The sequence below is a fragment of the Staphylococcus sp. FW104-15G4D genome, from assembly GCF_058790135.1.
On the sequence record NZ_JBYTCH010000001.1, the window covers coordinates 735,374 to 759,075 of the forward strand.

A 23,702-nucleotide genomic window follows, 5' to 3' on the forward strand; every position below is an offset into this window, starting at 1 on the left:
CGAGTTACATATTTATATGTTAAAATGTATGAGTTAAAACAGTGCGTAAAAAATTTTAAAAATAGAAAAATATTTATGAATAAGGGTTGTGAAAATAGAAATGGCGAATGTAACACCGATGATGCAACAATATTTAAAAATAAAATCAGAATATGATGATTGTTTATTATTTTTTAGACTCGGCGATTTCTATGAAATGTTCTTTGAAGATGCCAAAGAAGCCTCAAGAGTACTTGAAATCACCTTAACTAAAAGAGACGCTAAAAAAGAAAATCCAATCCCAATGTGTGGCGTACCTTATCATTCAGCAGATAGTTATATTGAAACCTTAATTAATAATGGGTATAAAGTAGCGATTTGTGAACAGATGGAAGACCCTAAACAAACAAAAGGCATGGTTAAAAGAGAAGTTGTAAGAATTGTCACTCCTGGTACAGTCATGGAACAAGGTGGCGTAGATGAAAAACAAAATAACTACATTCTTAGTTTTGTAAAAGATGAAGAAATAGCACTTAGTTATTGTGATGTTTCTACTGGAGAATTTAAGTCTACCCATTTTCAAGACGAAGCGACGTTATTAAATGAAATAACGACGATAAATCCTAATGAAATTGTTGTTAATGAAGCATTATCTGAAGAACTCAAACGCCAAATTAGTATGACTACAGAAACAATTACAGTACGTGAGACTCTATCAAATGAACAATACGAGACTAATAAGCTTACTCATAATCTAATGTATAAATCTGTACAATTATTACTAGATTATATTCATCATACTCAAAAGAGAGACTTATCTCATATAGAAGAAGTTGTACAATATGCGGCTGTTGATTTCATGAAGATGGACTTCTATGCCAAACGTAATCTAGAACTAACAGAGAGTATTAGACTCAAATCTAAAAAGGGTACTTTACTTTGGTTGATGGATGAAACAAAAACACCAATGGGTGCTAGAAGATTAAAACAATGGGTAGATAGACCTTTAATTAGTAAAGACCAAATTAATGATCGATTAAATATAGTTGAAGAATTCATTAATCGTTTTATCGAAAGAGATACCTTACGTAATTATTTAAATCAAGTTTATGATATTGAAAGATTGGTAGGTAGAGTCAGTTATGGCAATGTGAATGCCAGAGATTTAATTCAGCTTAAGCACTCAATATCAGAAATTCCACATATTAAAGAATTACTTAATGAATTAGATGCTCAAACTACTACTCAATTTAGTGAACTTGAGCCGTTAGATGATCTTTTAGAACTATTAGAAGAGAGTTTAGTAGAAGAACCTCCAATTTCAGTTAAAGATGGTGGATTATTCAAGACAGGTTTCAATGAACAACTAGATGAATACTTAGAAGCTTCTAAGAACGGTAAAAATTGGTTAGCAGAATTACAGGCTAAGGAACGTGAGCGTACAGGTATCAAGTCTCTTAAGATAAGTTTTAATAAGGTTTTTGGTTATTTTATTGAAATCACACGTGCTAATTTGCAAGGATTTGAACCTAGCGATTATGGCTACAATCGCAAACAAACATTATCCAATGCAGAGCGTTTTATTACAGATGAATTGAAAGAAAAAGAAGATATCATTTTAGGTGCCGAAGATAAAGCGATTGAATTAGAGTATCAATTATTCGTTAAATTGCGTGAGCACATTAAAACTTACACTGAAAGGTTACAACAACAAGCTAAAATTATTTCTGAATTAGATTGTCTACAGAGTTTTGCTGAAATTGCGCAAAAATATAATTATGTAAGACCATCTTTCAGTGATGATAAAACCTTACATTTAGAGAATTCGAGACATCCAGTGGTTGAGAGAGTTATGGATCATAACGATTATGTGCCGAACGATTGTAGTTTAAACAATGATACATTTATTTATCTCATAACTGGGCCAAATATGTCTGGTAAGTCAACTTACATGAGACAAGTAGCAATTATTAGCATTATGGCACAAATGGGAGCATACGTACCTTGTGATTCTGCTATATTACCTATATTTGATCAAATTTTTACTAGAATAGGTGCAGCTGACGACTTAGTTTCAGGTAAAAGTACATTTATGGTAGAGATGTTGGAAGCACAAAAAGCGTTAACTTATGCTACAGAAAATAGTTTAATTATTTTTGATGAAATTGGTAGAGGGACATCTACTTATGATGGACTTGCTTTAGCACAAGCCATGATTGAGTATGTAGCACAAACTTCTCATGCTAAAACACTATTTTCAACTCATTATCATGAATTAACTTCACTAGATCAAATGTTACCATGTTTAAAAAATGTACATGTAGCTGCTGATGAATATCAAGGAGAACTGATATTCTTGCATAAAGTTAAAGATGGAGCCGTCGATGATAGTTATGGTATACAAGTAGCTAAATTAGCTGATTTGCCAGAAGAAGTAATAAGTCGAGCTCAAGTAATACTAGATGAATTTGAACAAAAACCATCTAATCAAATTATGCCTAATGAATTACCAAATAATCATACAAATGATGAAAATGTAAAAAATGAGCATCACAATAGTGACGACAAATCAATGATCAAAGATTCATTTGAACAAGCTGCATTTGATTTATTTGATAATAGTGAAGAACAAAGTGAATTAGAATTAGAAATTAAAAATTTGAATTTATCCAATATGACGCCTATAGAGGCACTTGTGAAATTAAGTGAGTTACAGAATCAATTAAGATAGAGGTAGGTGTAAGAAATGGGAAAAATAAAAGAATTACAAACCTCATTAGCTAACAAAATTGCAGCCGGCGAAGTTGTAGAGAGACCCAGCTCTGTAGTTAAAGAATTATTGGAGAACGCGATTGATGCAAAATCCACCGAGATAAATATTGAAGTGGAACAATCAGGTATTTCTTCAATTAGAGTTGTTGATAACGGCACAGGTATTGAGCAAGATGATTTAAGTCTTGTCTTTCATAGACACGCAACAAGCAAATTAGATGTTGATGATGACTTATTCCATATTAGAACTTTAGGATTTCGTGGTGAGGCTTTAGCCAGTATTTCATCAGTATCTAAAGTGACATTAAAGACGTGTACAGATAATGAAAATGGCTTTGAAGTATATGCTGAAAATGGTGAGATCGTTAATCGTAAGCCAGCAAAAGCTAAAAAAGGTACAGACATATTAGTTGAATCCTTATTCTATAATACACCAGCGCGCTTAAAATATATTAAAAGTCTTTATACAGAATTAGGGAAGATAACTGATATTGTTAATCGAATGGCGATGAGTCATCCTGATATTAGAATCTCTTTAGTGTCTGATGGCAAAACACTAATAAGCACGAACGGTTCAGGTCGTACGAATGAAGTGATGGCAGAGATATATGGAATGAGAGTTGCTAAAGATTTAGTACATATTTCAGGAGATACAAGTGATTATCATCTTGAAGGTTTCTTTGCAAAACCTGAACATTCAAGAAGTAACAAGCATTATATTTCAATTTTTATTAATGGTAGATATATCAAGAATTTTATTCTTAACAAAGCTATTTTAGAAGGATACCATACATTATTAACTATAGGCAGATATCCAATTTGCTATATCAACATTGAAATGGATCCTATTTTAGTAGATGTTAATGTACATCCAACTAAGTTAGAAGTTCGTTTATCAAAAGAGGACCAGTTATATGATTTAATAGTTGAAAAAATTAGAGAGGCATTCAATGATAGAATTCTGATTCCACAAAATGATTTAGACCGAACGCCTAAAAAGAATAAAGTCCTTGAATCATTTGAACAACAAAAAATGGATTTCGAAAAACGAAATTCTGAAGTGACAAATGACGACTTAACAACCGCCCATCCTTCATCTAATAAGGACCATTACAATACTAATGATTCAGAAATTAGAGAAGGTATCAATAATTACCAAGATACAAATACTACTTTATCAAACCATGAAAATGAGCAAGGATTTACCTCTCATAATATACAACGTTCCGAAGAGGATAATTACTCTCAAGTTCAAAAAGACATACTTAATGATATGGAGGACGATTACCTTTTAAATACTGAATCAACCTCTAATAACGAAGAAGATATTAAAGGTACAGTGAGTCAAGATCCTAAGCGACGTGTACCATACATGGAAGTTGTGGGCCAAGTTCATGGAACGTATATTATTGCTCAAAATGAAAATGGTATGTTTATGATAGATCAACATGCAGCGCAAGAGAGAATAAAGTATGAATATTTTAGAGATAAAATAGGAGAAGTATCTAACGAAGTTCAAAATTTACTTATACCTCTTACATTTCATTTCTCAAAAGATGAACAAATGATTATTGACCAGTATATAGATGAATTAGATAAAGTTGGAATACACCTAGAGCATTTTGGTGGTCATGATTATATTGTAAATAGTTATCCAGTATGGTTTCCAAAAGCTGAAGCACAGGAAATAATTAAAGATATGATTGAGTTAGTATTAGAAAATAAAAAAGTAGATGTGAAAAAGATAAGAGAAGATGCAGCGATTATGATGTCTTGCAAGAAATCTATTAAAGCAAATCATTATTTAAAAAATAACGAAATGTCAGATTTAATTGACCAACTAAGAGAAGCAGAAGATCCATTTACGTGTCCGCATGGTAGACCAATTATAATCAATTTTTCAAATTATGAATTAGAAAAACTATTTAAACGAGTGATGTAGAGGAGCTGTTATCTTGAAAGAAAATATTTTACCAGCTATTAGAAACATGAGAGATCTTGAAAGATTAACGAAGACGAACTATAAAGCTTGTGTATTGTTAGATATGCATATCGGCCATTTGAAAAGTATTATGGGGTTACTAAAGCAATATAATATAGAGTGTTATATTCATATCGATTTGATTAAAGGATTGAGCCATGATGAATTTGCTTGTGAATATATCATTCAACAATATCAACCAAAAGGTATCGTTTCTACAAAAACAAAAGTGATTAGGAAAGCCAAATCATTAAATACCTTAACGATATTTAGAGTGTTTATTATTGATAGCCAAGCACTAACTAGAAGTATAGAGTTAATTAAAAAAGTCGAACCAGATTTTGTCGAAGTATTACCAGGTATAGCTAGTAAAGCGATTAATCAAATTCAAAAAGAGACTACAACATCAGTTATTGCGGGCGGATTAATCAATGATGAAGCAGAAATTCAAGAAGCCATATCTAGTGGAGCTAAATATGTTACTACAAGCTATCAAAAGCTCTGGTAGTTACAAATTATGAGTTGTTTAAAGAATGATTTTCTTCTTTGAGCAACTCTTTTTTTATAAAAAATTATCAATAAAACTAAAATATTTAATAAGTGTTTTGGTTATCAATAATATTTCATCACTATTTTTATAATTATAAATACTAATTATGACAATTATTTTACAAAGTTATTGACAACGCTTACAACACAATAGTAAAATTGTATCAAGTTTAAAAGTTAATAATAGAACAGAGACTGGGAGATTTCTACGAGCTTAATATCGCTATGGTAGGGGTCTCTCTGTTTTTTGGGAGGAATTTATATGAATGCTTATTTAGCAGAATTTTTAGGAACTGCGATTCTAATCCTTTTCGGGGGTGGCGTATGTGCAAACGTCAACTTGAAGAGAAGTGCAGGCAACAACGCTGACTGGATTGTTATCGCAGCGGGTTGGGGACTTGCCGTGTCAATGGGTGCTTACGCTGTTGGTAAATTCTCAGGTGCACATTTAAACCCAGCTGTAACTATAGCTCTTGCCATGGATGGCGGATTCAGTTGGGCTCAAGTACCAGGATATATCATTTGCCAGATGTTAGGTGGTATCGTTGGTGGTGCACTCGTTTGGTTAATGTATCTTCCACATTGGAAAGTCACTGAAGAACCTGACGTTAAATTAGGCGTGTTCTCTACAGCACCTGGTATCAAAAATTATTTCGCCAACTTTTTAAGTGAGATAATCGGTACAATGGCTTTAACTTTAGGTATTCTATTTATTGGTGTGAATAAAATTGCTGACGGATTAAACCCACTTATTGTTGGCGCTTTAATTGTAGCAATTGGTTTAAGTTTAGGAGGCCCTACTGGTTATGCAATTAACCCAGCTCGTGATTTAGGCCCACGTATTGCCCATGCAATATTGCCAATTGCAGGAAAGGGTAAATCTAATTGGTCATATGCTATAGTGCCTGTGTTAGGTCCTATTGCAGGTGGTATGCTCGGTGCAGTCATTTACGAAGTATTTTATAAACAAACATTTAATGTAAGTTGTGCCGTTGGAATTTTAGTAGTAGTAATCACTCTAGTATTAGGGTTAATTTTAAATAAATCTTCAAAAAAAGGTGACATTGAATCAATTTACTAATAGTAACAATATATTAGATAATTATAATTATCGGGATTAAAATTTCTCAATTATGTGTATAGATATAATGGTTGATACTTTATAAATAGTTTTAAAATGTTAACTTTATAAAGCTTATTATTAATCACATCAAAAGGAGTCAAAACCTATGGAAAAATATATTTTATCAATCGATCAGGGAACAACAAGTTCACGTGCAATCTTATTTAATAAAGATGGAGAAATTAAAGGTGTTTCTCAACGTGAATTTAAACAACATTTTCCACACTCAGGTTGGGTAGAACATGATGCTAACGAAATTTGGACTTCAGTTCTTTCAGTAATGGCTGAAGTTATGAATGAAAATGATATTCAATCTGAACAAATTGAAGGTATCGGTATTACTAACCAACGTGAAACAACAGTGGTTTGGGATAAAAATACCGGACGACCAATTTATCACGCGATAGTTTGGCAATCACGTCAAACGCAAGATATTTGTACTGAATTAAAAGATCAAGGTTATGAAGAAACATTCAGAGATAAAACAGGTTTACTATTAGACCCTTATTTTGCAGGAACTAAAGTAAAATGGATTATAGATAATGTTGATGGCGCAAGAGAGAAAGCAGAAAATGGAGACTTATTATTCGGAACTATTGATTCTTGGTTAGTTTGGAAGTTGTCAGGTAAAGCGGCTCATATCACTGATTATACGAATGCTAGTCGTACTTTAATGTTCAATATTCATGATTTAAAATGGGATGATGAACTATTAGACATTTTAGATGTTCCTAAACAAATGCTTCCTGAAGTTAAAGAATCAAGCGAAGTGTATGCTAAAACTATAGATTATCACTTCTTCGGTCAAGAAGTACCTATTGCCGGTATCGCTGGTGACCAACAAGCTGCATTATTTGGTCAAGCTTGTTTCGACCGTGGAGACGTTAAAAACACTTACGGTACAGGTGGCTTTATGTTAATGAACACAGGTGAAGAAGCGGTTAAATCAGAAAGTGGATTATTAACAACTATTGCATATGGCATTGACGGCAAAGTGAACTATGCGCTTGAAGGTTCAATCTTTGTTTCAGGTTCAGCTATCCAATGGTTACGTGATGGTTTGAGAATGATTAATTCTGCACCTCAAACTGAGAACTACGCTTCACGTGTGGACTCAACTGAAGGCGTTTATATGGTTCCAGCATTTGTAGGCTTAGGTACGCCTTATTGGGATTCTGATGCTAGAGGCGCATTCTTCGGATTAACTCGCGGTACTGAAAAGGAACACTTCATCCGTGCAACATTAGAATCACTATGCTATCAAACACGTGATGTTATGGAAGCAATGTCAAAAGATTCATCTATTGAAGTACAAAACTTACGTGTAGATGGTGGTGCAGTTAAAAATAACTTCCTAATGCAATTCCAAGCTGATATCGTTAATACAGCAGTTGAAAGACCTGAAATTCAAGAAACTACTGCTTTAGGTGCTGCATACTTAGCAGGTTTAGCTGTAGGATTCTGGGACGATAAAGAAGATATTAGAGAACGTTGGAAGCTTGAAACTGAATTTGAACCAAAAATGGAAGATGAACAACGCACTAAGTTATACAAAGGCTGGAAAAAAGCTGTTGAAGCAACTCAAGTATTCAAATTAGAAGATTAAGACAAATTTTTTAAAGGAAAAATGAGCAATAAATGGACTTGATTTTCTTAAATGTGATATACTTTATTTAAGTTAATAAGAAAATCGAGAAACGAGAGATCTGTTCGTACAAAACAATTAAATGTTGTTGTGGGATAGGTGTCTCGTTTTTTATTTATTTCTAGGAGGCGTTTAGATAATGGCATTATCTACATTGAAAAGAGATCATATCAAGAAAAATTTAAGAGAAAATGAATATGACGTTGTTATCGTCGGTGGTGGTATTACAGGTGCAGGTATTGCTCTTGACGCCAGTAACCGCGGTATGAAAGTAGCATTAGTTGAAATGCAAGATTTCGCACAAGGTACAAGTTCTAGATCTACTAAACTTGTTCATGGTGGTTTAAGATATTTAAAACAATTACAAGTTGGCGTTGTTGCTGAAACTGGTAAAGAACGTGCAATTGTTTATGAGAATGGTCCACATGTAACTACACCTGAATGGATGCTGTTACCAATGCATAAAGGTGGTACATTCGGTAAATTCTCAACAGCTATCGGTTTAACAATGTATGATAGACTAGCTGGTGTTAAAAAATCTGAACGTAAAAAAATGTTATCTAGACAAGATACACTAGATAAAGAACCATTAGTTAAACAAGAAGGTTTAAAAGGTGGCGGTTATTACGTTGAATACCGTACTGATGACGCTCGTTTAACTATTGAAGTTATGAAAAAAGCAGCTGAAAAAGGTGCAGAAATCATTAACTATACTCGTTCAGAACATTTCACTTATGATTCAAATAAAAAAGTTAATGGTATCGAAGTATTAGATATGATTGACGGAGAAACATACGGTATTAAAGCTAAAAAAGTAATTAATGCTTCTGGTCCATGGGTTGATGAAGTGAGAAGTGGTGACTATGCGCGTAATAATAAACAACTACGTTTAACTAAAGGTGTGCACGTTGTTATCGACCAATCTAAATTCCCATTAGGCCAAGCAGTTTATTTCGACACTGAAAAAGATGGTCGTATGATTTTCGCTATACCTCGTGAAGGTAAAGCATATGTTGGTACAACTGATACTTTCTATGATAACGAAAAAGCAACACCATTAACTACACAAGAAGATAGAGATTATCTCATTGATGCAATTAATTACATGTTCCCAAGTGTTAATGTTAAAGATGAAGATATCGAATCAACTTGGGCAGGTGTTCGTCCATTAATCTTAGAAGAAGGTAAAGACCCATCTGAAATTTCTCGTAAAGATGAAGTTTGGGAAGGTGAATCAGGCCTACTTACTATTGCTGGTGGTAAGTTAACAGGTTATCGTCATATGGCACTAGATATTGTTGACTTATTAGCTAAACGTTTAAAACAAGAACATGGACTTAAATTTGAACCATGTGCAACTAAATATCTTAAAATTTCTGGCGGTGACGTAGGTGGTAGTAAAAACTATCAACACTTTGTTGACCAAAAAGTTGACGCAGCCAAAGGATTTGGTATTGAAGAAGATGTTGCACGTAGATTAGCTAGTAAATATGGTTCTAACGTAGATCATTTATTCAACATAGCTCAAACTGCTAAACAACAAGATAATCATTTACCATTAGAAATTTATGTGGAATTAGTTTACGGAATTCAACAAGAAATGGTTTACAAACCAACTGACTTCTTAGTACGTCGTTCAGGTAAATTATACTTCAATATTCAAGATGTTTTAGATTATAAAGATGCTGTTATTGACGTTATGGCTGACATGCTTAACTATTCAGATGCTCAAAAAGAGTCTTACACTAAAGAAGTAGAAGAAGCAATTGATCAAGCACGTACTGGAAATAATCAACCAGCAGTTAAAGAATAAACATGTTGAATTAAAACGTATGAATATCTAATAAACTACTTGTGAATGTTGGCTCTCGCTTTCATTCATAAGTAGTTTTTTAATTTGCAAATTTTGTGCCATCATTTTCTAAAAATAAATGATTAATGAGGGTAATGTTAATATGCAAACGATTTGATTACATCAATGTCTCACGGTATATTATTTATAAAATGGTTTAAATAAACGCATTGAATTAAACCTAAATTTGAAGTTAGAAAGATCGGGGGCATATGTTGTGAGTCAAAGTCAATTTAAAATTACTGTTGAAGATGGAACAATGATTGAAGTTAAAGTTGATAAAGCGAAGAAAAATACTATCGGTATTATTCATCTTTTTCATGGTATGGCTGAACATATGGACCGTTATGACGAGTTAGTAAATGCGTTGAATATACAAGGATACGATGTTTTAAGACACAATCATCGTGGTCATGGTAAAGATATTGATGAAGTTGAACGGGGTCATTTTGAGAGTATGTCTCAGATCGCTGATGATGCGTATGAGATAGTTGAAACACTATATGGTACTGAACTTATAGTTCCTTACGTTGTCCTTGGACATTCTATGGGCTCTATTATTGCAAGATTATTTGTTATGAGATACCCAGAATTTGCAAATGGATTAATATTAACAGGTACTGGCATGTTCCCGAAATGGAAGGGTGTTCCGGCGACTTTCGCTTTGAAACTCATTACGATGATTTTAGGAAAACGCCGTCGAGTAAATTGGGTGAATAAATTAGTTAATAAATCATTTAACAAACGAATAGACAATCCCTTAACTGAAAGTGATTGGATATCTACAAGACGTGATGAGGTAGAGAAATTTGTTAAAGATGAATACTGTGGTTTCAAAGTATCTAATCAGTTAATTTATCAAACTGTAAAATTTATGATGCTAACAATAGAACCTAAATGTCTAGATAAACTTAACAAACAATTGCCAATTTTATTGATTTCAGGAAAAGAAGATCCATTTGGTGATTATGGAAAAGGAATCAAACAATTAGGTAAATTATATAAAAAATCAGGTATTAAGCACATTACTGTACAGCTATATAAAAATAAAAGACATGAAATTTTATTTGAAGACGACTATCAAACAACGTGGCAACATATGTTTGAATGGATAGAGAAACAAATTTTAAAGAAAAATAAAGTGAGTGAATAACGAAATGACGAATCAACATAAGCCATTTATTGTTGTTATTGTTGGACCAACAGCATCAGGTAAAACTGAATTAAGTATTGAAGTTGCCAAAAAATTTAATGGAGAAATCATTAGTGGCGATTCAATGCAAGTATATAAAAATATGGATATTGGAACAGCTAAAGTAACACAAGATGAAATGGATGGTATCACGCATCATATGATAGACATCTTAGAACCAGATGAGTCGTTTTCGGCATTTGAATTTAAAAAACGTGCAGAAGCATGTATTGAAGATATTACAAATAGAGGTAAATTACCTATTATCGCGGGTGGCACGGGCCTTTACATACAATCATTACTTTATAATTATGCATTTGAAGATGAAACTATTTCAGAAGAGCAAATGAAACGTGTTCAAGCACAACTTGAAGAATTAAAACACTATAATAATGGAGAATTGCATCAGTATCTAGCATCTTTTGATAGTGACTCTGCAGAAGATATTCATCCAAATAATCGAAAAAGAGTACTTCGAGCGATAGAATACTATTTAAAAACAAAAAAACTTTTAAGTTCTCGCAAGAAAGTGCAACAATTTACTGAAAATTATGATACATTATTATTTGGGATTGAAATGTCGCGCGAAACATTATATTTTAAAATAAATAAACGTGTCGATATTATGTTGGGTCACGGATTATTTAAAGAAGTGCAAGACCTCGTAGAACAAGGTTTTGAATCAAGTCAAAGTATGCAAGCAATTGGATATAAAGAACTCGTACCTGTAGTAAAAGGTCATATACAGATGGATGATGCTGTTGAAAAACTTAAACAGCATTCACGTAAGTATGCGAAACGACAATTAACTTGGTTTAAAAATAAAATGGACGTTCGTTGGTTAGATAAAGAAAAAATGTCACTTCAGATGATGTTAGATGAGATTACAACCCAAATAAATAAAAGGAGTTCTAAACATGATTGCAAACGAAAACATCCAAGATCAAGCACTAGAGAACTTTAAAGCAGACAAAACTGAGGTCACTGTATTCTTTTTAAACGGCTTTCAAATGAAAGGTGTTATTGAAGACTTTGACAAATATGTCGTAAGTTTAAATTCTCAAGGCAAACAACATCTGATTTACAAACATGCGATCAGCACTTTCACAGTTGATAATGAAGCAGAAGAATCAACTGAAGAAAAAAGTGAAGAATAGAAGTTGTAATCAAAGTGCATTAATAACGCCATTTTGTTGAAAGTAAAATCTAATCGTTGGTTTTACTAATCAATGAAATACATTTAATTATTGAAGATAATGTTTTAAAACACTAAGCACTTTAGAACAAATCAAGGGAATGTTTGTAATAAAAAAATGCTTCATGCAATGTGTTGATTGAAGTTAGTCTTAATTTCAATAATTACACATTACATGAAGCATTTTTCATTGTAGTTATACTCTAAATTACTCTTACTTATTAATTATAATAATTTTTCAATTTCACTTGCGATTTGGTCTGGTTTTTTCTGAGGAGAAAAGCGTTTAATAACATTACCCTCACGATCAACTAAGAATTTAGTGAAATTCCATTTTATTTTTTCATTTAACATACCTTTTGCAGCATCAGTTAAATAACGGAATAAAGGATGTTGATTGTCGCCTTTAACGTCTACTTTCTCATGAATAGGGAAAGTAACGCCATAATTAATTTTACAATTTTGAGCGGCCTCTTCTCCTGAACCAGGTTCTTGTCCGCCAAATTGATTACAAGGGAAACCTAAGACGATAAAGCCTTTATCTTTATAGTTATCATATAACTTCTGTAATCCTTCAAATTGTGGAGTAAAACCACATTCACTAGCAGTGTTTACGATTAGCATTACGTCGCCTTTATACTGTTCTAATTTATAATTTTCACCATTATTTTTTTGTACTACGAAATCATAAATTGTTTCCATATTTATCACCCTTTCGATTTACTTCAAATTTAACATAATTTAACCGTATAGTCTTTGTTTATACTCTATGATAGAATGTTTTGAGTAACTTTTTAAAAGGAGATGTATATCATGGCACAGCAACCACATACGACTAAGAAGAAATTAGAGACTGCTGTTTTAATCGGTGTACATGCTCAAACGGATAATCAATTTAATTTTGATTCAACTATGGAAGAATTAGAAGCTTTATCTCAAACTTGCCGTTTAAATGTTAAGGGACAAATCACTCAAAATAGAGAACAATTTGATCATAAATATTATGTAGGTAAAGGTAAAATAGAGGAAATTAAAGCTTTCATCGAATTTCATGATATAGATGTTGTCGTTACAAATGATGAATTAACGACGGCTCAATCTAAAACATTAAATGATAATTTGGGCATAAAAATCATCGATAGAACCCAATTGATTTTAGAAATATTCGCATTAAGAGCAAGAAGTAGAGAAGGTAAATTACAAGTTGAACTTGCACAACTTGATTATCTTTTACCACGATTGCAAGGTCATGGAAAGAGTCTTTCTCGTTTAGGCGGTGGCATAGGTACAAGAGGTCCAGGTGAAACAAAACTTGAAATGGATCGACGTCATATTAGAACACGCATGAATGAAATCAAGCATCAACTACAATCAGTAGTTGAACATCGTGAAAGATATAGAAATAAACGAGAACAGAATCAAGTTTTCCAAGTTGCCTTAGTTGGTTATACGAATGCTGGAAAATCATCTTGGTTTAACGTTTTAGCGAATGAAGAAACCTACGAAAAGGATTTACTCTTTGCAACATTAGACCCAAAAACACGTCAAATACAAATAAATGAAGGGTTTAATCTTATTATTTCAGATACAGTAGGTTTCATTCAGAAATTACCTACAACACTTGTTGCTGCGTTCAAATCTACGCTTGAAGAAGCTAAAGATGCAGATTTACTATTACACGTTGTTGATGCGAGTCATCCTGAACATCGTACGCAATATGATACAGTTAATCAAATCATTGATGATTTAAATATGGATCAAATACCTCAGGCTGTCATTTTCAATAAAAAAGATTTATGCACAGAAGCTCAAGAGGCTCCAGTTGCTAAATCGCCATATGTATTTGTATCTAGTCGTGATGAAAATGATAAAGATAAAGTTAGAAACTTAATGATTGATGAAATAAAACATCATTTAGACTATTATGAAGAAACAGTTGATAGTACAGATGCAAATCGATTGTACTTCTTAAAGCAACACACACTAGTTGATGAACTTTATTTCAATGAAGACAATGAGACTTATAGTATTAAAGGTTATAAAAAATAAAGAAGGAAGAAAAATCATGGAAGAAATGACCAAATTAATTGAAGAAGTTGAAACGACTTTAGCACCATTCTTCAAAGATATTGAGAAAACTGCGTTAATCAATCAAGAAAAAGTATTAGACGCATTTCACCATGTCAAAGCTACAGAGAGTGACTTGCAAGGATCTACCGGGTACGGTTATGACGATTTTGGTAGAGATCATTTAGAAGAAATTTACGCTCACACATTTAAAGCTGAAGATGCCCTTGTCAGACCACAAATCATTTCAGGTACCCATGCAATTACGCTAGCTCTGCAGAGTACTTTAAAATATGGTGACGAGTTATTATATATCACTGGAAGTCCATATGACACTTTACTAGAAGTGATAGGTGTGAACGGGAATGGTATAGAAAGTTTAAAAGAACATGGTGTGCACTATAACGAGGTCAAATTGAAAAATGGTAAAATTGATATTCCTTCTGTACTTAGTGCAATAAATGAGAAAACGAAAGTTGTTGCTATTCAACGTTCTAAAGGTTATGATCAACGCCCGTCAATTCCGGTGGATGAAATTGAAGAGGCGATTGATACAATTAAAACACAGCATCCGAGTGTCATTATATTCGTAGATAATTGCTATGGAGAATTTGTTGAAGATAAAGAACCTATTGAAGTAGGGGCTGACTTAATCGCAGGTTCACTCATTAAGAACCCTGGTGGTGGACTAGCTAAGATAGGCGGGTATATAGCAGGTCGTAAAGATTTAATTGAGAGATGCGGTTATCGCTTAACTGCGCCAGGTATTGGTAAAGAAGCGGGAGCATCTTTAAATTCTTTACAAGAAATGTATCAAGGATTCTTTTTAGCTCCTCATGTAGTCAGTCAAAGTTTGAAAGGCGCATTGTTTACCAGTCTTCTTCTTGAAAAGTTAAACATGAAAACGACACCTAAATACAATGTAAAACGTACAGACTTAATCCAAACGGTACAATTTGAGACGAAAGAACAAATGATATCTTTCTGTCAAAGTATACAACATGCTTCTCCAATTAATGCACATTTTAGTCCAGAACCTAGTTATATGCCTGGATACGAAGATGATGTCATTATGGCAGCAGGTACCTTTGTACAAGGCTCCTCTATAGAATTATCAGCGGATGGTCCTATTAGACCACCATATGAGGCATACGTACAAGGTGGACTTACTTATGAACATGTTAAATTAGCTGTAACACGAGCAGTTACACAACTGCGAAAACAAAACTTGATATAAAGATTAATGTAACTCTCTAAATAAACTTGATTTAGAGAGTTTTGTATTTGTTTGAACTTTTTGTCAGAAAATTATAAAATTATTTTAAAAAGTATAAGTTGTTGCCTGAAATTAATTAAAAATTTTGAATGAATTTGGTAGTAGAAATATTGATATGACAGGTTTTTGATATTTTATGTTAGAAAACCTTACATACTTTTGTATTATCGATAAAACTATGCTAAATTAATGACAAGTTCAAAAGTAGAGGAGAGGTTCAAGTGCAGTCTAACGATTCAATCAGACGTAACATGGCCGTATTCTCTATGAGTGTAGTGAGTAAATTAACCGAACTAAGTCCAAGACAAATTCGATACTATGAGACACATGAACTCATTACACCTGAAAGAACTGAAGGTAACAAAAGGTTATTTTCAATGAATGATTTGGATAGACTTTTAGAAATTAAATCTTTAATTGAAAAGGGTTTTAACATTAAAGGTATTAAACAAATCATTTTTGATGATCAAGATCACTTATCGACAGACGAACAAGAGACTAGAAAAAGAATGATTGTAGATGCAACACAGAAACCGCGTAGCGAAACATTACCAATAAATCGTGGTGACTTATCAAGATTTATTAAATAAAATTTGGAGGATTAAAACCATGCCAAAACGTAGTTTTACAAAAGATGATATTCGTAAGTTTGCTGAAGAGGAAAACGTAAGATATTTAAGATTACAATTTACTGATATTTTAGGAACAATTAAAAACGTAGAGGTTCCTGTTAGCCAATTAGAAAAAGTTTTAGATAATGAAATGATGTTTGATGGTTCTTCAATCGAAGGATTTGTAAGAATTGAAGAATCTGATATGTATTTACATCCAGATTTAGATACTTGGGTAATTTTCCCATGGACTGCTGGACAAGGTAAAGTTGCACGTTTAATCTGTGATGTATTTAAAACAGATGGTACTCCATTTGAAGGTGACCCTCGTGCTAACTTAAAACGAGTTTTAAAAGAAATGGAAGATATGGGATTCACAGACTTCAACTTGGGGCCTGAACCAGAATTCTTCTTATTCAAATTAGATGAAAAAGGTGAACCAACATTAGAACTTAATGATGATGGTGGTTACTTCGACTTAGCACCTACAGACTTAGGTGAGAATTGCCGTCGTGATATCGTATTAGAATTAGAGGATATGGGCTTTGATATTGAAGCAAGTCACCATGAAGTTGCACCTGGTCAACATGAAATTGACTTTAAATATGCAGATGCTGTAACAGCATGTGATAATATTCAAACATTCAAACTTGTTGTAAAAACTATTGCTCGTAAACATAATTTACATGCGACATTTATGCCTAAACCACTATTTGGTGTTAACGGAAGCGGAATGCACTTTAACGTTTCACTATTCAAAGGTAAAGAAAATGCATTCTACGATCCAAATGGCGAAATGCAATTAACAGAAACAGCTTATCAATTTACAGCAGGTGTTCTTAAAAATGCACGTGGTTTCACTGCAGTATGTAACCCTCTAGTAAACTCTTATAAACGTTTAGTGCCAGGTTACGAAGCACCATGTTATATCGCTTGGAGTGGTAAAAACCGTTCTCCATTAGTACGTGTACCTTCTTCAAGAGGATTGTCAACTCGTATTGAAGTACGTTCAGTTGACCCTGCAGCTAACCCTTACATGGCTTTAGCAGCAATCCTTGAAGCAGGATTAGACGGAATTAAGAATAAACTAGAAGTACCAGAACCAGTAAATCAAAATATCTACGAAATGAATCGTGAAGAACGAGAAGCAGTTGGCATCCAAGACTTACCATCAACATTGTATACTGCGTTAAAATCAATGCGTGAAAATCCTTCAATCAAAAAAGCTTTAGGAAATCACATTTACAATCAATTTATTAACTCTAAATCAATTGAATGGGATTATTACCGTACTCAAGTTTCTGAATGGGAACGCGAGCAGTACATGAAACAATACTAAAGCGCTAAACAAAATAGGGGAACCACATTAGGGGTAAGAGCTGAGGCGAAACTGTCTCGGCTCTTTTTTGTGTTGTTAATAATAATTTTAAAGGTGTGAAATGGTCTAGAAGAGTATGGCAAGATATGGCTATAGTTCAAAAAGAAGTGGAAAGAACGACGAGTAATGTTACTTAGAGGGAGACATCCCAATGAGTATATAAAGGATTTTAAGAAACTAACTAACACTACTACTTATAAAGCAAGTAGATTGTTAGTTACTGAATCTGCACGTGTTCAGGCTGAATCACAGAAGCTAACTTATCTTAAAGATTTAGGTGAAGATGGCGAGTACAAGTATGTAGCAAAAATTGACAAGAAAACATCTAAAATATGTCACACATTAAATGGCAAAGTATTTAAAGTTAAAGATATGATACCTGGAGTTAATGCTCCACCTATGCACCCTTGGTGCAGAAGTACTACAGTACCGCATGTGGGAAACTGGCGGGATAAATTCTTTACTGAACGTAAAGATAAGTATCGGATACAGGACAATGTAATAGAAAAAGAAAAATTACAAGAAAAAGCGAAAAAAGAAATGCTTGATATGATACGTAGTGGTAAAATAAAGATAGAATTGAATAATGAAAAGCAAGAACGCCATATTTTAAATACAAAAGCATACTATAATAAGAAATATAATTCTTCTATCTTGCCAAGTTATATTACGCTGGATCCCAAGGAGATTGAAAAAATAACTAAAAAAGAATTTATTAATTTTCCTGTTTTATTTGATGATGAAGGGAAATTTAGAAATAAACAAATTATTAACTACAACAAGATAATCGGCAAATCTTATGTAAATGATGAATATATTGAAACAAAATTAGGTAAAGTTCATTATTCTAAAACTGGTTTTCATGTGGTACCTTACATTAAAAAGGAGTGATTAATTTGAATTTACAATATTACTTAGGAAAAATTGTCAAATTAACTCTTACTAATAATAAAGTATTAGTTGGAAAAGTGACAGATTTTGATGATAAATATGATAATTTTGATGGATTTAATTCAATAGAAATAGATACAGGTAGTATTTTATACGATATAACAGAGAATAAAATTAAGTCAATTGTTTTAAACTGAAAGCATCCTTTCTACCCATATAAATAGAAAGTGGTGCTATTTTTATACACTTTTTTAACCTTCTACAGAAGGTTATTTTTTATGTCCAAAACGTGCTGATGACGTTATAAAAGCAAGTATGGAATACGCAGTCGACAGACTATAAACGGAGGTATATCTCATGGAGAACAATCAAAGTAATATTACTGAAGAAACGAAGCATAATGAGAATTTAGAAACAACTCATGAACAATCACAGCAAAAGGAGCACACATTCTCCCAAGCAGAAGTATCTCAAATGATTAAAGATCGTTTAGCTAGAGAAAAAATCTGATGAACGTATTAAGGATGTCATCTAGGAGGCTGAAAAACTGGCAAATCTGAATGGGAACGCGAGCAGTACATGAAACAATACTAAAGCGCTAAACAAAATAGGGGAACCACATTAGGGGTAAGAGCTGAGGCGAAACTGTCTCGGCTCTTTTTTGTGTTGTTAACAGTAATTTTAAAGGTGTGAAGTGGTCTAAAAGATTATGGCAAGATATGGCTGTAGTTCAAAAAGAAGTGGAAAAAACGACGAGCAATGTATTACTTAGAGGGAGACATCCTAATGAGTATGTATCTGAGTTTAAAAAGCAAACAAATTCCACTACTTATAATGCAAGTAGATTGTTAGTTACTGAATCTGCACGTGTGCAGGCTGAATCACAGAAGTTAACTTATCTTAAAGATTTAGGTGAAGATGGCGAGTACAAGTATGTAGCAAAAATTGACAAGAAAACATCTAAAATATGTCACACATTAAATGGCAAAGTATTTAAAGTTAAAGACATGATACCAGGTGTGAATGCGCCACCGATGCATCCTTGGTGTAGAAGTACCACAGTGCCACATGTCGGCAGTTGGCGAGACAAGTTCTTTAAAGAGCGTGAAGGTAAGTATCGAGTAGAACAAAAAGAAGAAAATAACGAGCTTAAACAAGCTAAAGTGTTAGGTAAGAAAATTAATATTACTGATCAAGCGATTGATAAAGTAAGATATGTTGATATTCCAACACATACAAAAGAAGAAAATCATTTTATACAAGAACAACATAAAAAATTACTTAGAGATGCTAAAGAAAACAATGATAGTAATGAAGTTGCTTATTTGTTAAAAGATGGTAAAGTTACCAAGTTATATGGTAATCAAGATACAGTTTCATTTTATCCTGGAGAAAAGGGGACAGAGTTATTATTTAAAAGTAAACCTAATTCAATCATTATGTTACATAATCATCCAGGACAATCAGGTTTTTCATTGAATGATATTTCTTTATTTATAAGGTTAAATTCTATCAAAAGTATAACAATAGTTACAAATTATGGAAAAACTAAATATCTGACAAAAGGTGAAAACTATTCAAAAGAAGCAGCATTAAGTTTGTATAAAGAATTGCTAATAGATGTAGGAAATCAAGTAGATAAAAAAATAGTTGATAAATTTTTAAAGAAAATATATAATTTTGGTATAATTAGTAGAAAGTAGTGAATTTTTATGGCTATATATCAGTTAGATGGAGAATGTAACATAAAAGAATTAATTAAAGATATTGAAAAAAGTCTTGAAGAAGAAAGAGCATACAAAAAAACGAAACAATTAGAAAAAGAACAGTCAAAATCACAAGATAAATAGCATCCTTTCTACACAAATATATAGAAAGTGGTGCTATTTTTATACACTTTTTTAACCTTCTCCGGAAGGTTATTTTTTATGTCCAAAACGTGCTGATGACGTTATAAAAGCAAGTATGGAATACGCAGTCGACAGACTATAAACGGAGGTATATCTCATGGAGAACAATCAAAGTAATATTATTGAAGAAACGAAGCATAATGAGAAATTAGAAACAACTCATGAATAATCACAGCAAAAGGAGAAAACATTCTCCCAAGAAGAAGTATCTCAAATGATTAAAGATCGTTTAGCAAGAGAAAGAAGAAAATCTGATGAACGTATTAAGGATGCCATTCAAGAGGCTGAAAAACTGGCAAATCTGAATGGGAACGCGAGCAGTACATGAAACAATACTAAAGCGCTAAACAAAACAGGGGAACCACATTAGGGGTAAGAGCTGAGGCGAAACTGTCTCGGCTCTTTTTTGTGTTGTTAATAGTAATTTTAAAGGTGTGAAATGGTCTAGAAGAGTATGGCAAGATAGTGCCGTAATTCAAAAAAGTAGTGGAAAGAACGGCTAGTAATGTGTCACTTAGGGGAAGACATCCTAATGAGTATGTAACTGTTTATGAGAAACATACTGTTACAAATACTTATAATGCAAGTAGATTGTTAGTTACTGAATCTGCACGTGTGCAGGCTGAATCACAGAAGCTAACTTATCTTAAAGATTTAGGTGAAGATGGCGAGTACAAGTATGTAGCAAAAATTGACAAGAAAACATCTAAAATATGTCACACATTAAATGGCAAAGTATTTAAAGTTAAAGACATGGTTCCAGGCATCAATGCTCCACCAATGCATCCATGGTGTAGAAGTACTACAGTACCGCATTTGGGAAACTGGCGGGATAAATTCTTTAATGAACGTAAAGATAAGTATCAGATTAAAGATTACCTTAGCGAGTCAGGTGCACTTAGTAACAAAAATGATAAACACGGTGTTAAAAGAAGAAAGCACGCACAAACGTATTATAATTCAGTAAAAAATCGTGATAAACTGGCAGAGATAAAAACTATTGCAAACAATGTGAATATGAATGAAAAAGCGATTAAAAGAGTTTATGAACACCTATTTGAGAACAAGTATCTACTAGACAATGGCATTAAACAATTTGACCCTGATTTTTATATGGCTCAAAGTTGGTAAAGATTGAGAAAAGGGAAAAATATTAAATCTATGGATGTAATAATGCTAAAGCACGAAGCACTTGAACACTTTTTAATGAATAAGTATAATTTAAGTTATAAAGAAGCACATATACTATCTGAAAAAAATACAATTACAGCGCATTAATTAAATAGAGGTGAGATTATTTGCTAATTTTAAAACTTCAAGAAAAAAATAACCAGACTGTTATATATAAATATTATCCTAATGATAATGAAAATATTAAGCCAGGTGTTATTCATGTGAATATAGACAGTCTTCAAATTATCAATGCTGAAAAATCTGAGATAGAAGATAAAGAAAAAGATAATTATTTTATACATGCTATCGAAAGAATAGAATTGAATACCAGTAAAAAAATGTTTCCCAAATCTGAACTTGTAGCTTGGGGATAGAGCACCTAACAAAGATATAGATTAAGGTGCTATTTTTATAAACTTTTTTAACCTTTTACGGAAGGTTATTTTTTATGTCCAAAACGTGCTGATGACGTTATAAAAGCACGTATGGAATACGCAGTCGACAGACTATAAACGGAGGTATATCTCATGGAGAACAATCAAAGTAATATTATTGAAGAAACGAAGCATAATGAGAATTTAGAAACAACTCATGAATAATCACAGCAAAATGAGAAAACATTCTCCCAAGAAGAAGTATCTCAAATGATTAAAGACCGTCTAGCTAGAGAAAAAAGAAAATCTGATGAATGTATTAGAAATGCAATTAAAGAAGCTAAGAAACTGGCAAAAATGAAACCAGTTCAATGCTCAATGAGTCCGGTGTTCAAATTTTAATAAATTAACCATAATAAAAAGATCTCGTCGCATTCTCACAATAATCAATCATTAACCTTTTATTTCCAAAGTAAATTAAGAATAGACGAAATCTCTTCAAATTTAAATAGCAGTATATTAAATTAACTTCAACAACTGTTCTACATTTTCTTCAGTAGTTGCCCAACTAGTCGCAAATCTTACAACACGGTGATTATCATCATATTTTTCCCACACTGCGAATTTAACTTTCTTCTCTAATTCTTTTATTTTATCGTTACTGAGTACAAAGAATTGTTGGTTCGTGGGTGAGTCAAAATAGACTTGATATCCATTTTCTAAAAATCCGTTTTTGACTTTCTTAGCCATATCAATCGCATGTTTACTAATTTTAAAATATAAATCATCTGTAAATAACTCTAAGAATTGGATACCAGTTAATCGACCTTTAGCTAGTAAAGCGCCATGGTGTTTAATAATGGTTGTAAAGTTTTTTGGCTCATTATTCTTAGTGAATACAATTGCCTCACCACATAGTGCACCTATTTTAGTACCACCAATATAAAAGATGTCACAATATTTAGCTACATCTTCAATAGTGACGTCGGTATTTTCACTCATCAACCCGTAACCGAGTCTAGCACCATCCATAAATAATGGTATCTCATGTTGACGACAAACTTTGGCTAAACTATTTAATTCCTCTTTTGTATATAGTGTGCCATATTCTGTAGGATGAGAAATATAAACCATCCCAGGAAATACCATATGTTCTTTTTTGAAGTCACTATAAAAAGTTTCTAAGTAAGCTTCAACACCTTTAGCGGATATTTTTCCTTCTTCTGATGGGATGGCTAAAACTTTATGGCCACTAAATTCAATCGCGCCACCTTCATGAACCGCCACATGTCCCGTATCTGCTGATATAACACCTTCGTAACTTTTCAACATAGAATTGATAACTACTTGGTTTGTTTGAGTTCCGCCAACTAAAAATCTTACAGTTGCCTCAGGACACTTGATAGTTTCTCTAATTTTATCAGCTGCTTGTGATGAGAAGTCATCAAAGCCGTATCCAGCAGCTTGAACCATGTTTGTATCAATAAGTCGTTTGAGTACTTTCTCATGTGCACCTTCTAAGTAATCATTTTCAAATGAAATCATTAACTTTCCCTCCTAAGTTAAATCCAATCTTCAATATTATTCAATACATCTTGATGATTCACTTTTATTAGAAAAATAAATTCTCATTTTTAGGGGTAGTAAACAAGAAATGATTAACTAATAAAAATATCAAAAGATAGATAATTCTGAATATTCAATCGAATGTTGTTATTATACATCATGATAACT

19 protein-coding genes and 8 pseudogenes are annotated in these 23,702 nt (G+C 32.7%); 25 read left to right on the forward strand and 2 right to left on the reverse strand.

Translation table 11 applies throughout. From position 1 onward, the window contains the following. Positions 1 to 100: 100 nt before the first annotated feature. The 9 genes from mutS (at position 101) to hfq (ending at position 12,250) form a co-directional block, all read left to right on the forward strand. Positions 101 to 2,710, forward strand: coding sequence for a DNA mismatch repair protein MutS (mutS, locus tag AC3WQX_RS03685; protein WP_023350364.1), 2,610 nt, complete (start codon positions 101 to 103; stop codon positions 2,708 to 2,710). Positions 2,711 to 2,725: 15 nt separating this feature from the next. Beyond that, positions 2,726 to 4,693, forward strand: coding sequence for a DNA mismatch repair endonuclease MutL (gene mutL, locus AC3WQX_RS03690; protein WP_023350363.1), 1,968 nt, complete (start codon positions 2,726 to 2,728; stop codon positions 4,691 to 4,693). Positions 4,694 to 4,706: 13 nt separating this feature from the next. Beyond that, positions 4,707 to 5,240 (forward strand): glycerol-3-phosphate responsive antiterminator, encoded by a 534-nt coding sequence (locus AC3WQX_RS03695; RefSeq protein WP_002433652.1) that lies wholly within the window; start codon positions 4,707 to 4,709, stop codon positions 5,238 to 5,240. A 303-nt stretch (positions 5,241 to 5,543) separates the two neighbouring features. After that, the gene (locus AC3WQX_RS03700; RefSeq protein ID WP_002433839.1) at positions 5,544 to 6,362 is read left to right on the forward strand and encodes an MIP/aquaporin family protein; all 819 of its coding nucleotides are present in this window, start codon (positions 5,544 to 5,546) and stop codon (positions 6,360 to 6,362) included. 148 nt (positions 6,363 to 6,510) lie between these two features. Next, positions 6,511 to 8,010, forward strand: coding sequence for a glycerol kinase GlpK (gene glpK, locus AC3WQX_RS03705; protein ID WP_492739820.1), 1,500 nt, complete (start codon positions 6,511 to 6,513; stop codon positions 8,008 to 8,010). 178 nt (positions 8,011 to 8,188) lie between these two features. Beyond that, positions 8,189 to 9,862: a glycerol-3-phosphate dehydrogenase/oxidase gene (locus AC3WQX_RS03710; protein WP_002470050.1), complete on the forward strand. Its 1,674-nt coding sequence runs from the start codon at positions 8,189 to 8,191 to the stop codon at positions 9,860 to 9,862. A gap of 256 nt (positions 9,863 to 10,118) precedes the next feature. After that, a complete protein-coding gene (locus AC3WQX_RS03715) occupies positions 10,119 to 11,054 on the forward strand; it encodes an alpha/beta hydrolase (protein ID WP_023350362.1) in 936 nt (311 codons plus the stop codon). 4 nt (positions 11,055 to 11,058) lie between these two features. Continuing rightward, positions 11,059 to 12,057, forward strand: coding sequence for a tRNA (adenosine(37)-N6)-dimethylallyltransferase MiaA (gene miaA, locus AC3WQX_RS03720; protein WP_492739823.1), 999 nt, complete (start codon positions 11,059 to 11,061; stop codon positions 12,055 to 12,057). Then, a complete protein-coding gene (hfq, locus tag AC3WQX_RS03725) occupies positions 12,011 to 12,250 on the forward strand; it encodes an RNA chaperone Hfq (protein ID WP_002433967.1) in 240 nt (79 codons plus the stop codon). The genes miaA and hfq overlap by 47 nt, the downstream gene beginning before the upstream one ends. Before the next feature lie 263 nt (positions 12,251 to 12,513). Here the strand turns inward: hfq and AC3WQX_RS03730 are convergent, their stop codons facing one another. Further along, positions 12,514 to 12,990, reverse strand: coding sequence for a glutathione peroxidase (locus tag AC3WQX_RS03730; protein ID WP_023350360.1), 477 nt, complete (start codon positions 12,988 to 12,990; stop codon positions 12,514 to 12,516). A gap of 111 nt (positions 12,991 to 13,101) precedes the next feature. Here AC3WQX_RS03730 and hflX point away from each other — a divergent pair, with 111 nt between their 5' ends. The 16 genes and pseudogenes from hflX to AC3WQX_RS03810 form a co-directional block, all read left to right on the forward strand. Continuing rightward, complete coding sequence (hflX, locus tag AC3WQX_RS03735; RefSeq protein ID WP_023350359.1) at positions 13,102 to 14,337, forward strand: GTPase HflX; 1,236 nt, start codon at positions 13,102 to 13,104, stop codon at positions 14,335 to 14,337. Positions 14,338 to 14,353: 16 nt separating this feature from the next. Continuing rightward, positions 14,354 to 15,592 (forward strand): methionine gamma-lyase family protein, encoded by a 1,239-nt coding sequence (locus AC3WQX_RS03740; protein WP_023350358.1) that lies wholly within the window; start codon positions 14,354 to 14,356, stop codon positions 15,590 to 15,592. Between the two features lie 260 nt (positions 15,593 to 15,852). Then, complete coding sequence (locus AC3WQX_RS03745) at positions 15,853 to 16,221, forward strand: MerR family transcriptional regulator (RefSeq protein WP_002433929.1); 369 nt, start codon at positions 15,853 to 15,855, stop codon at positions 16,219 to 16,221. Positions 16,222 to 16,240: 19 nt separating this feature from the next. Further along, positions 16,241 to 17,581, forward strand: coding sequence for a type I glutamate--ammonia ligase (glnA, locus tag AC3WQX_RS03750; protein ID WP_002433573.1), 1,341 nt, complete (start codon positions 16,241 to 16,243; stop codon positions 17,579 to 17,581). Between the two features lie 71 nt (positions 17,582 to 17,652). Beyond that, positions 17,653 to 18,511: pseudogene (locus tag AC3WQX_RS03755) on the forward strand (minor capsid protein); the annotation flags it as partial. A 5-nt stretch (positions 18,512 to 18,516) separates the two neighbouring features. After that, a complete protein-coding gene (locus tag AC3WQX_RS03760; protein WP_037560577.1) occupies positions 18,517 to 18,708 on the forward strand; it encodes a hypothetical protein in 192 nt (63 codons plus the stop codon). Between the two features lie 76 nt (positions 18,709 to 18,784). Then, positions 18,785 to 18,881: pseudogene (locus AC3WQX_RS03765) on the forward strand (hypothetical protein); the annotation flags it as partial. Beyond that, positions 18,869 to 19,021: a hypothetical protein gene (locus tag AC3WQX_RS03770; protein ID WP_023350355.1), complete on the forward strand. Its 153-nt coding sequence runs from the start codon at positions 18,869 to 18,871 to the stop codon at positions 19,019 to 19,021. The pseudogene AC3WQX_RS03765 and the gene AC3WQX_RS03770, both read left to right, overlap by 13 nt. 155 nt (positions 19,022 to 19,176) lie before the next feature. After that, positions 19,177 to 20,214: pseudogene (locus AC3WQX_RS03775) on the forward strand (minor capsid protein); the annotation flags it as partial. Between the two features lie 9 nt (positions 20,215 to 20,223). Further along, positions 20,224 to 20,361: a hypothetical protein gene (locus AC3WQX_RS03780; RefSeq protein ID WP_153227378.1), complete on the forward strand. Its 138-nt coding sequence runs from the start codon at positions 20,224 to 20,226 to the stop codon at positions 20,359 to 20,361. 73 nt (positions 20,362 to 20,434) lie between these two features. Beyond that, a pseudogene (locus AC3WQX_RS03785) lies at positions 20,435 to 20,531 on the forward strand (hypothetical protein); the annotation flags it as partial. Continuing rightward, positions 20,519 to 20,668, forward strand: a pseudogene (locus AC3WQX_RS03790) (DUF4355 domain-containing protein); the annotation flags it as partial. The pseudogenes AC3WQX_RS03785 and AC3WQX_RS03790, both read left to right, overlap by 13 nt. 163 nt (positions 20,669 to 20,831) lie before the next feature. After that, positions 20,832 to 21,286: pseudogene (locus tag AC3WQX_RS03795) on the forward strand (minor capsid protein); the annotation flags it as partial. A gap of 433 nt (positions 21,287 to 21,719) precedes the next feature. Further along, on the forward strand, positions 21,720 to 21,968 hold the full coding sequence (locus tag AC3WQX_RS03800) for a hypothetical protein (protein WP_023350352.1): 249 nt from the start codon (positions 21,720 to 21,722) through the stop codon (positions 21,966 to 21,968). A 69-nt stretch (positions 21,969 to 22,037) separates the two neighbouring features. Next, a pseudogene (locus AC3WQX_RS03805) lies at positions 22,038 to 22,134 on the forward strand (hypothetical protein); the annotation flags it as partial. After that, positions 22,122 to 22,328: pseudogene (locus AC3WQX_RS03810) on the forward strand (DUF4355 domain-containing protein); the annotation flags it as partial. The pseudogenes AC3WQX_RS03805 and AC3WQX_RS03810, both read left to right, overlap by 13 nt. Positions 22,329 to 22,487: 159 nt before the next feature. Here the strand turns inward: AC3WQX_RS03810 and AC3WQX_RS03815 are convergent. Continuing rightward, positions 22,488 to 23,513 carry a threonine aldolase family protein gene (locus AC3WQX_RS03815; RefSeq protein ID WP_023350350.1) on the reverse strand — a complete coding sequence of 342 codons (1,026 nt, stop codon included), beginning with the start codon at positions 23,511 to 23,513 and terminating at the stop codon, positions 22,488 to 22,490. Positions 23,514 to 23,702 lie beyond the last annotated feature (189 nt).

Coding starts and splice junctions, on each gene's coding strand:
- mutS (WP_023350364.1), top strand. CDS start 101: ATGGCGAATGTAACACCGATGATGCAACAATATTTAAAAATAAAATCA.
- mutL (WP_023350363.1), top strand. CDS start 2,726: ATGGGAAAAATAAAAGAATTACAAACCTCATTAGCTAACAAAATTGCA.
- AC3WQX_RS03700 (WP_002433839.1), top strand. CDS start 5,544: ATGAATGCTTATTTAGCAGAATTTTTAGGAACTGCGATTCTAATCCTT.
- glpK (WP_492739820.1), top strand. CDS start 6,511: ATGGAAAAATATATTTTATCAATCGATCAGGGAACAACAAGTTCACGT.
- AC3WQX_RS03710 (WP_002470050.1), top strand. CDS start 8,189: ATGGCATTATCTACATTGAAAAGAGATCATATCAAGAAAAATTTAAGA.
- miaA (WP_492739823.1), top strand. CDS start 11,059: ATGACGAATCAACATAAGCCATTTATTGTTGTTATTGTTGGACCAACA.
- hfq (WP_002433967.1), top strand. CDS start 12,011: ATGATTGCAAACGAAAACATCCAAGATCAAGCACTAGAGAACTTTAAA.
- AC3WQX_RS03730 (WP_023350360.1), bottom strand. CDS start 12,990: ATGGAAACAATTTATGATTTCGTAGTACAAAAAAATAATGGTGAAAAT.
- hflX (WP_023350359.1), top strand. CDS start 13,102: ATGGCACAGCAACCACATACGACTAAGAAGAAATTAGAGACTGCTGTT.
- AC3WQX_RS03740 (WP_023350358.1), top strand. CDS start 14,354: ATGGAAGAAATGACCAAATTAATTGAAGAAGTTGAAACGACTTTAGCA.
- glnA (WP_002433573.1), top strand. CDS start 16,241: ATGCCAAAACGTAGTTTTACAAAAGATGATATTCGTAAGTTTGCTGAA.
- AC3WQX_RS03770 (WP_023350355.1), top strand. CDS start 18,869: ATGGAGAACAATCAAAGTAATATTACTGAAGAAACGAAGCATAATGAG.
- AC3WQX_RS03780 (WP_153227378.1), top strand. CDS start 20,224: ATGGCTATATATCAGTTAGATGGAGAATGTAACATAAAAGAATTAATT.
- AC3WQX_RS03815 (WP_023350350.1), bottom strand. CDS start 23,513: ATGATTTCATTTGAAAATGATTACTTAGAAGGTGCACATGAGAAAGTA.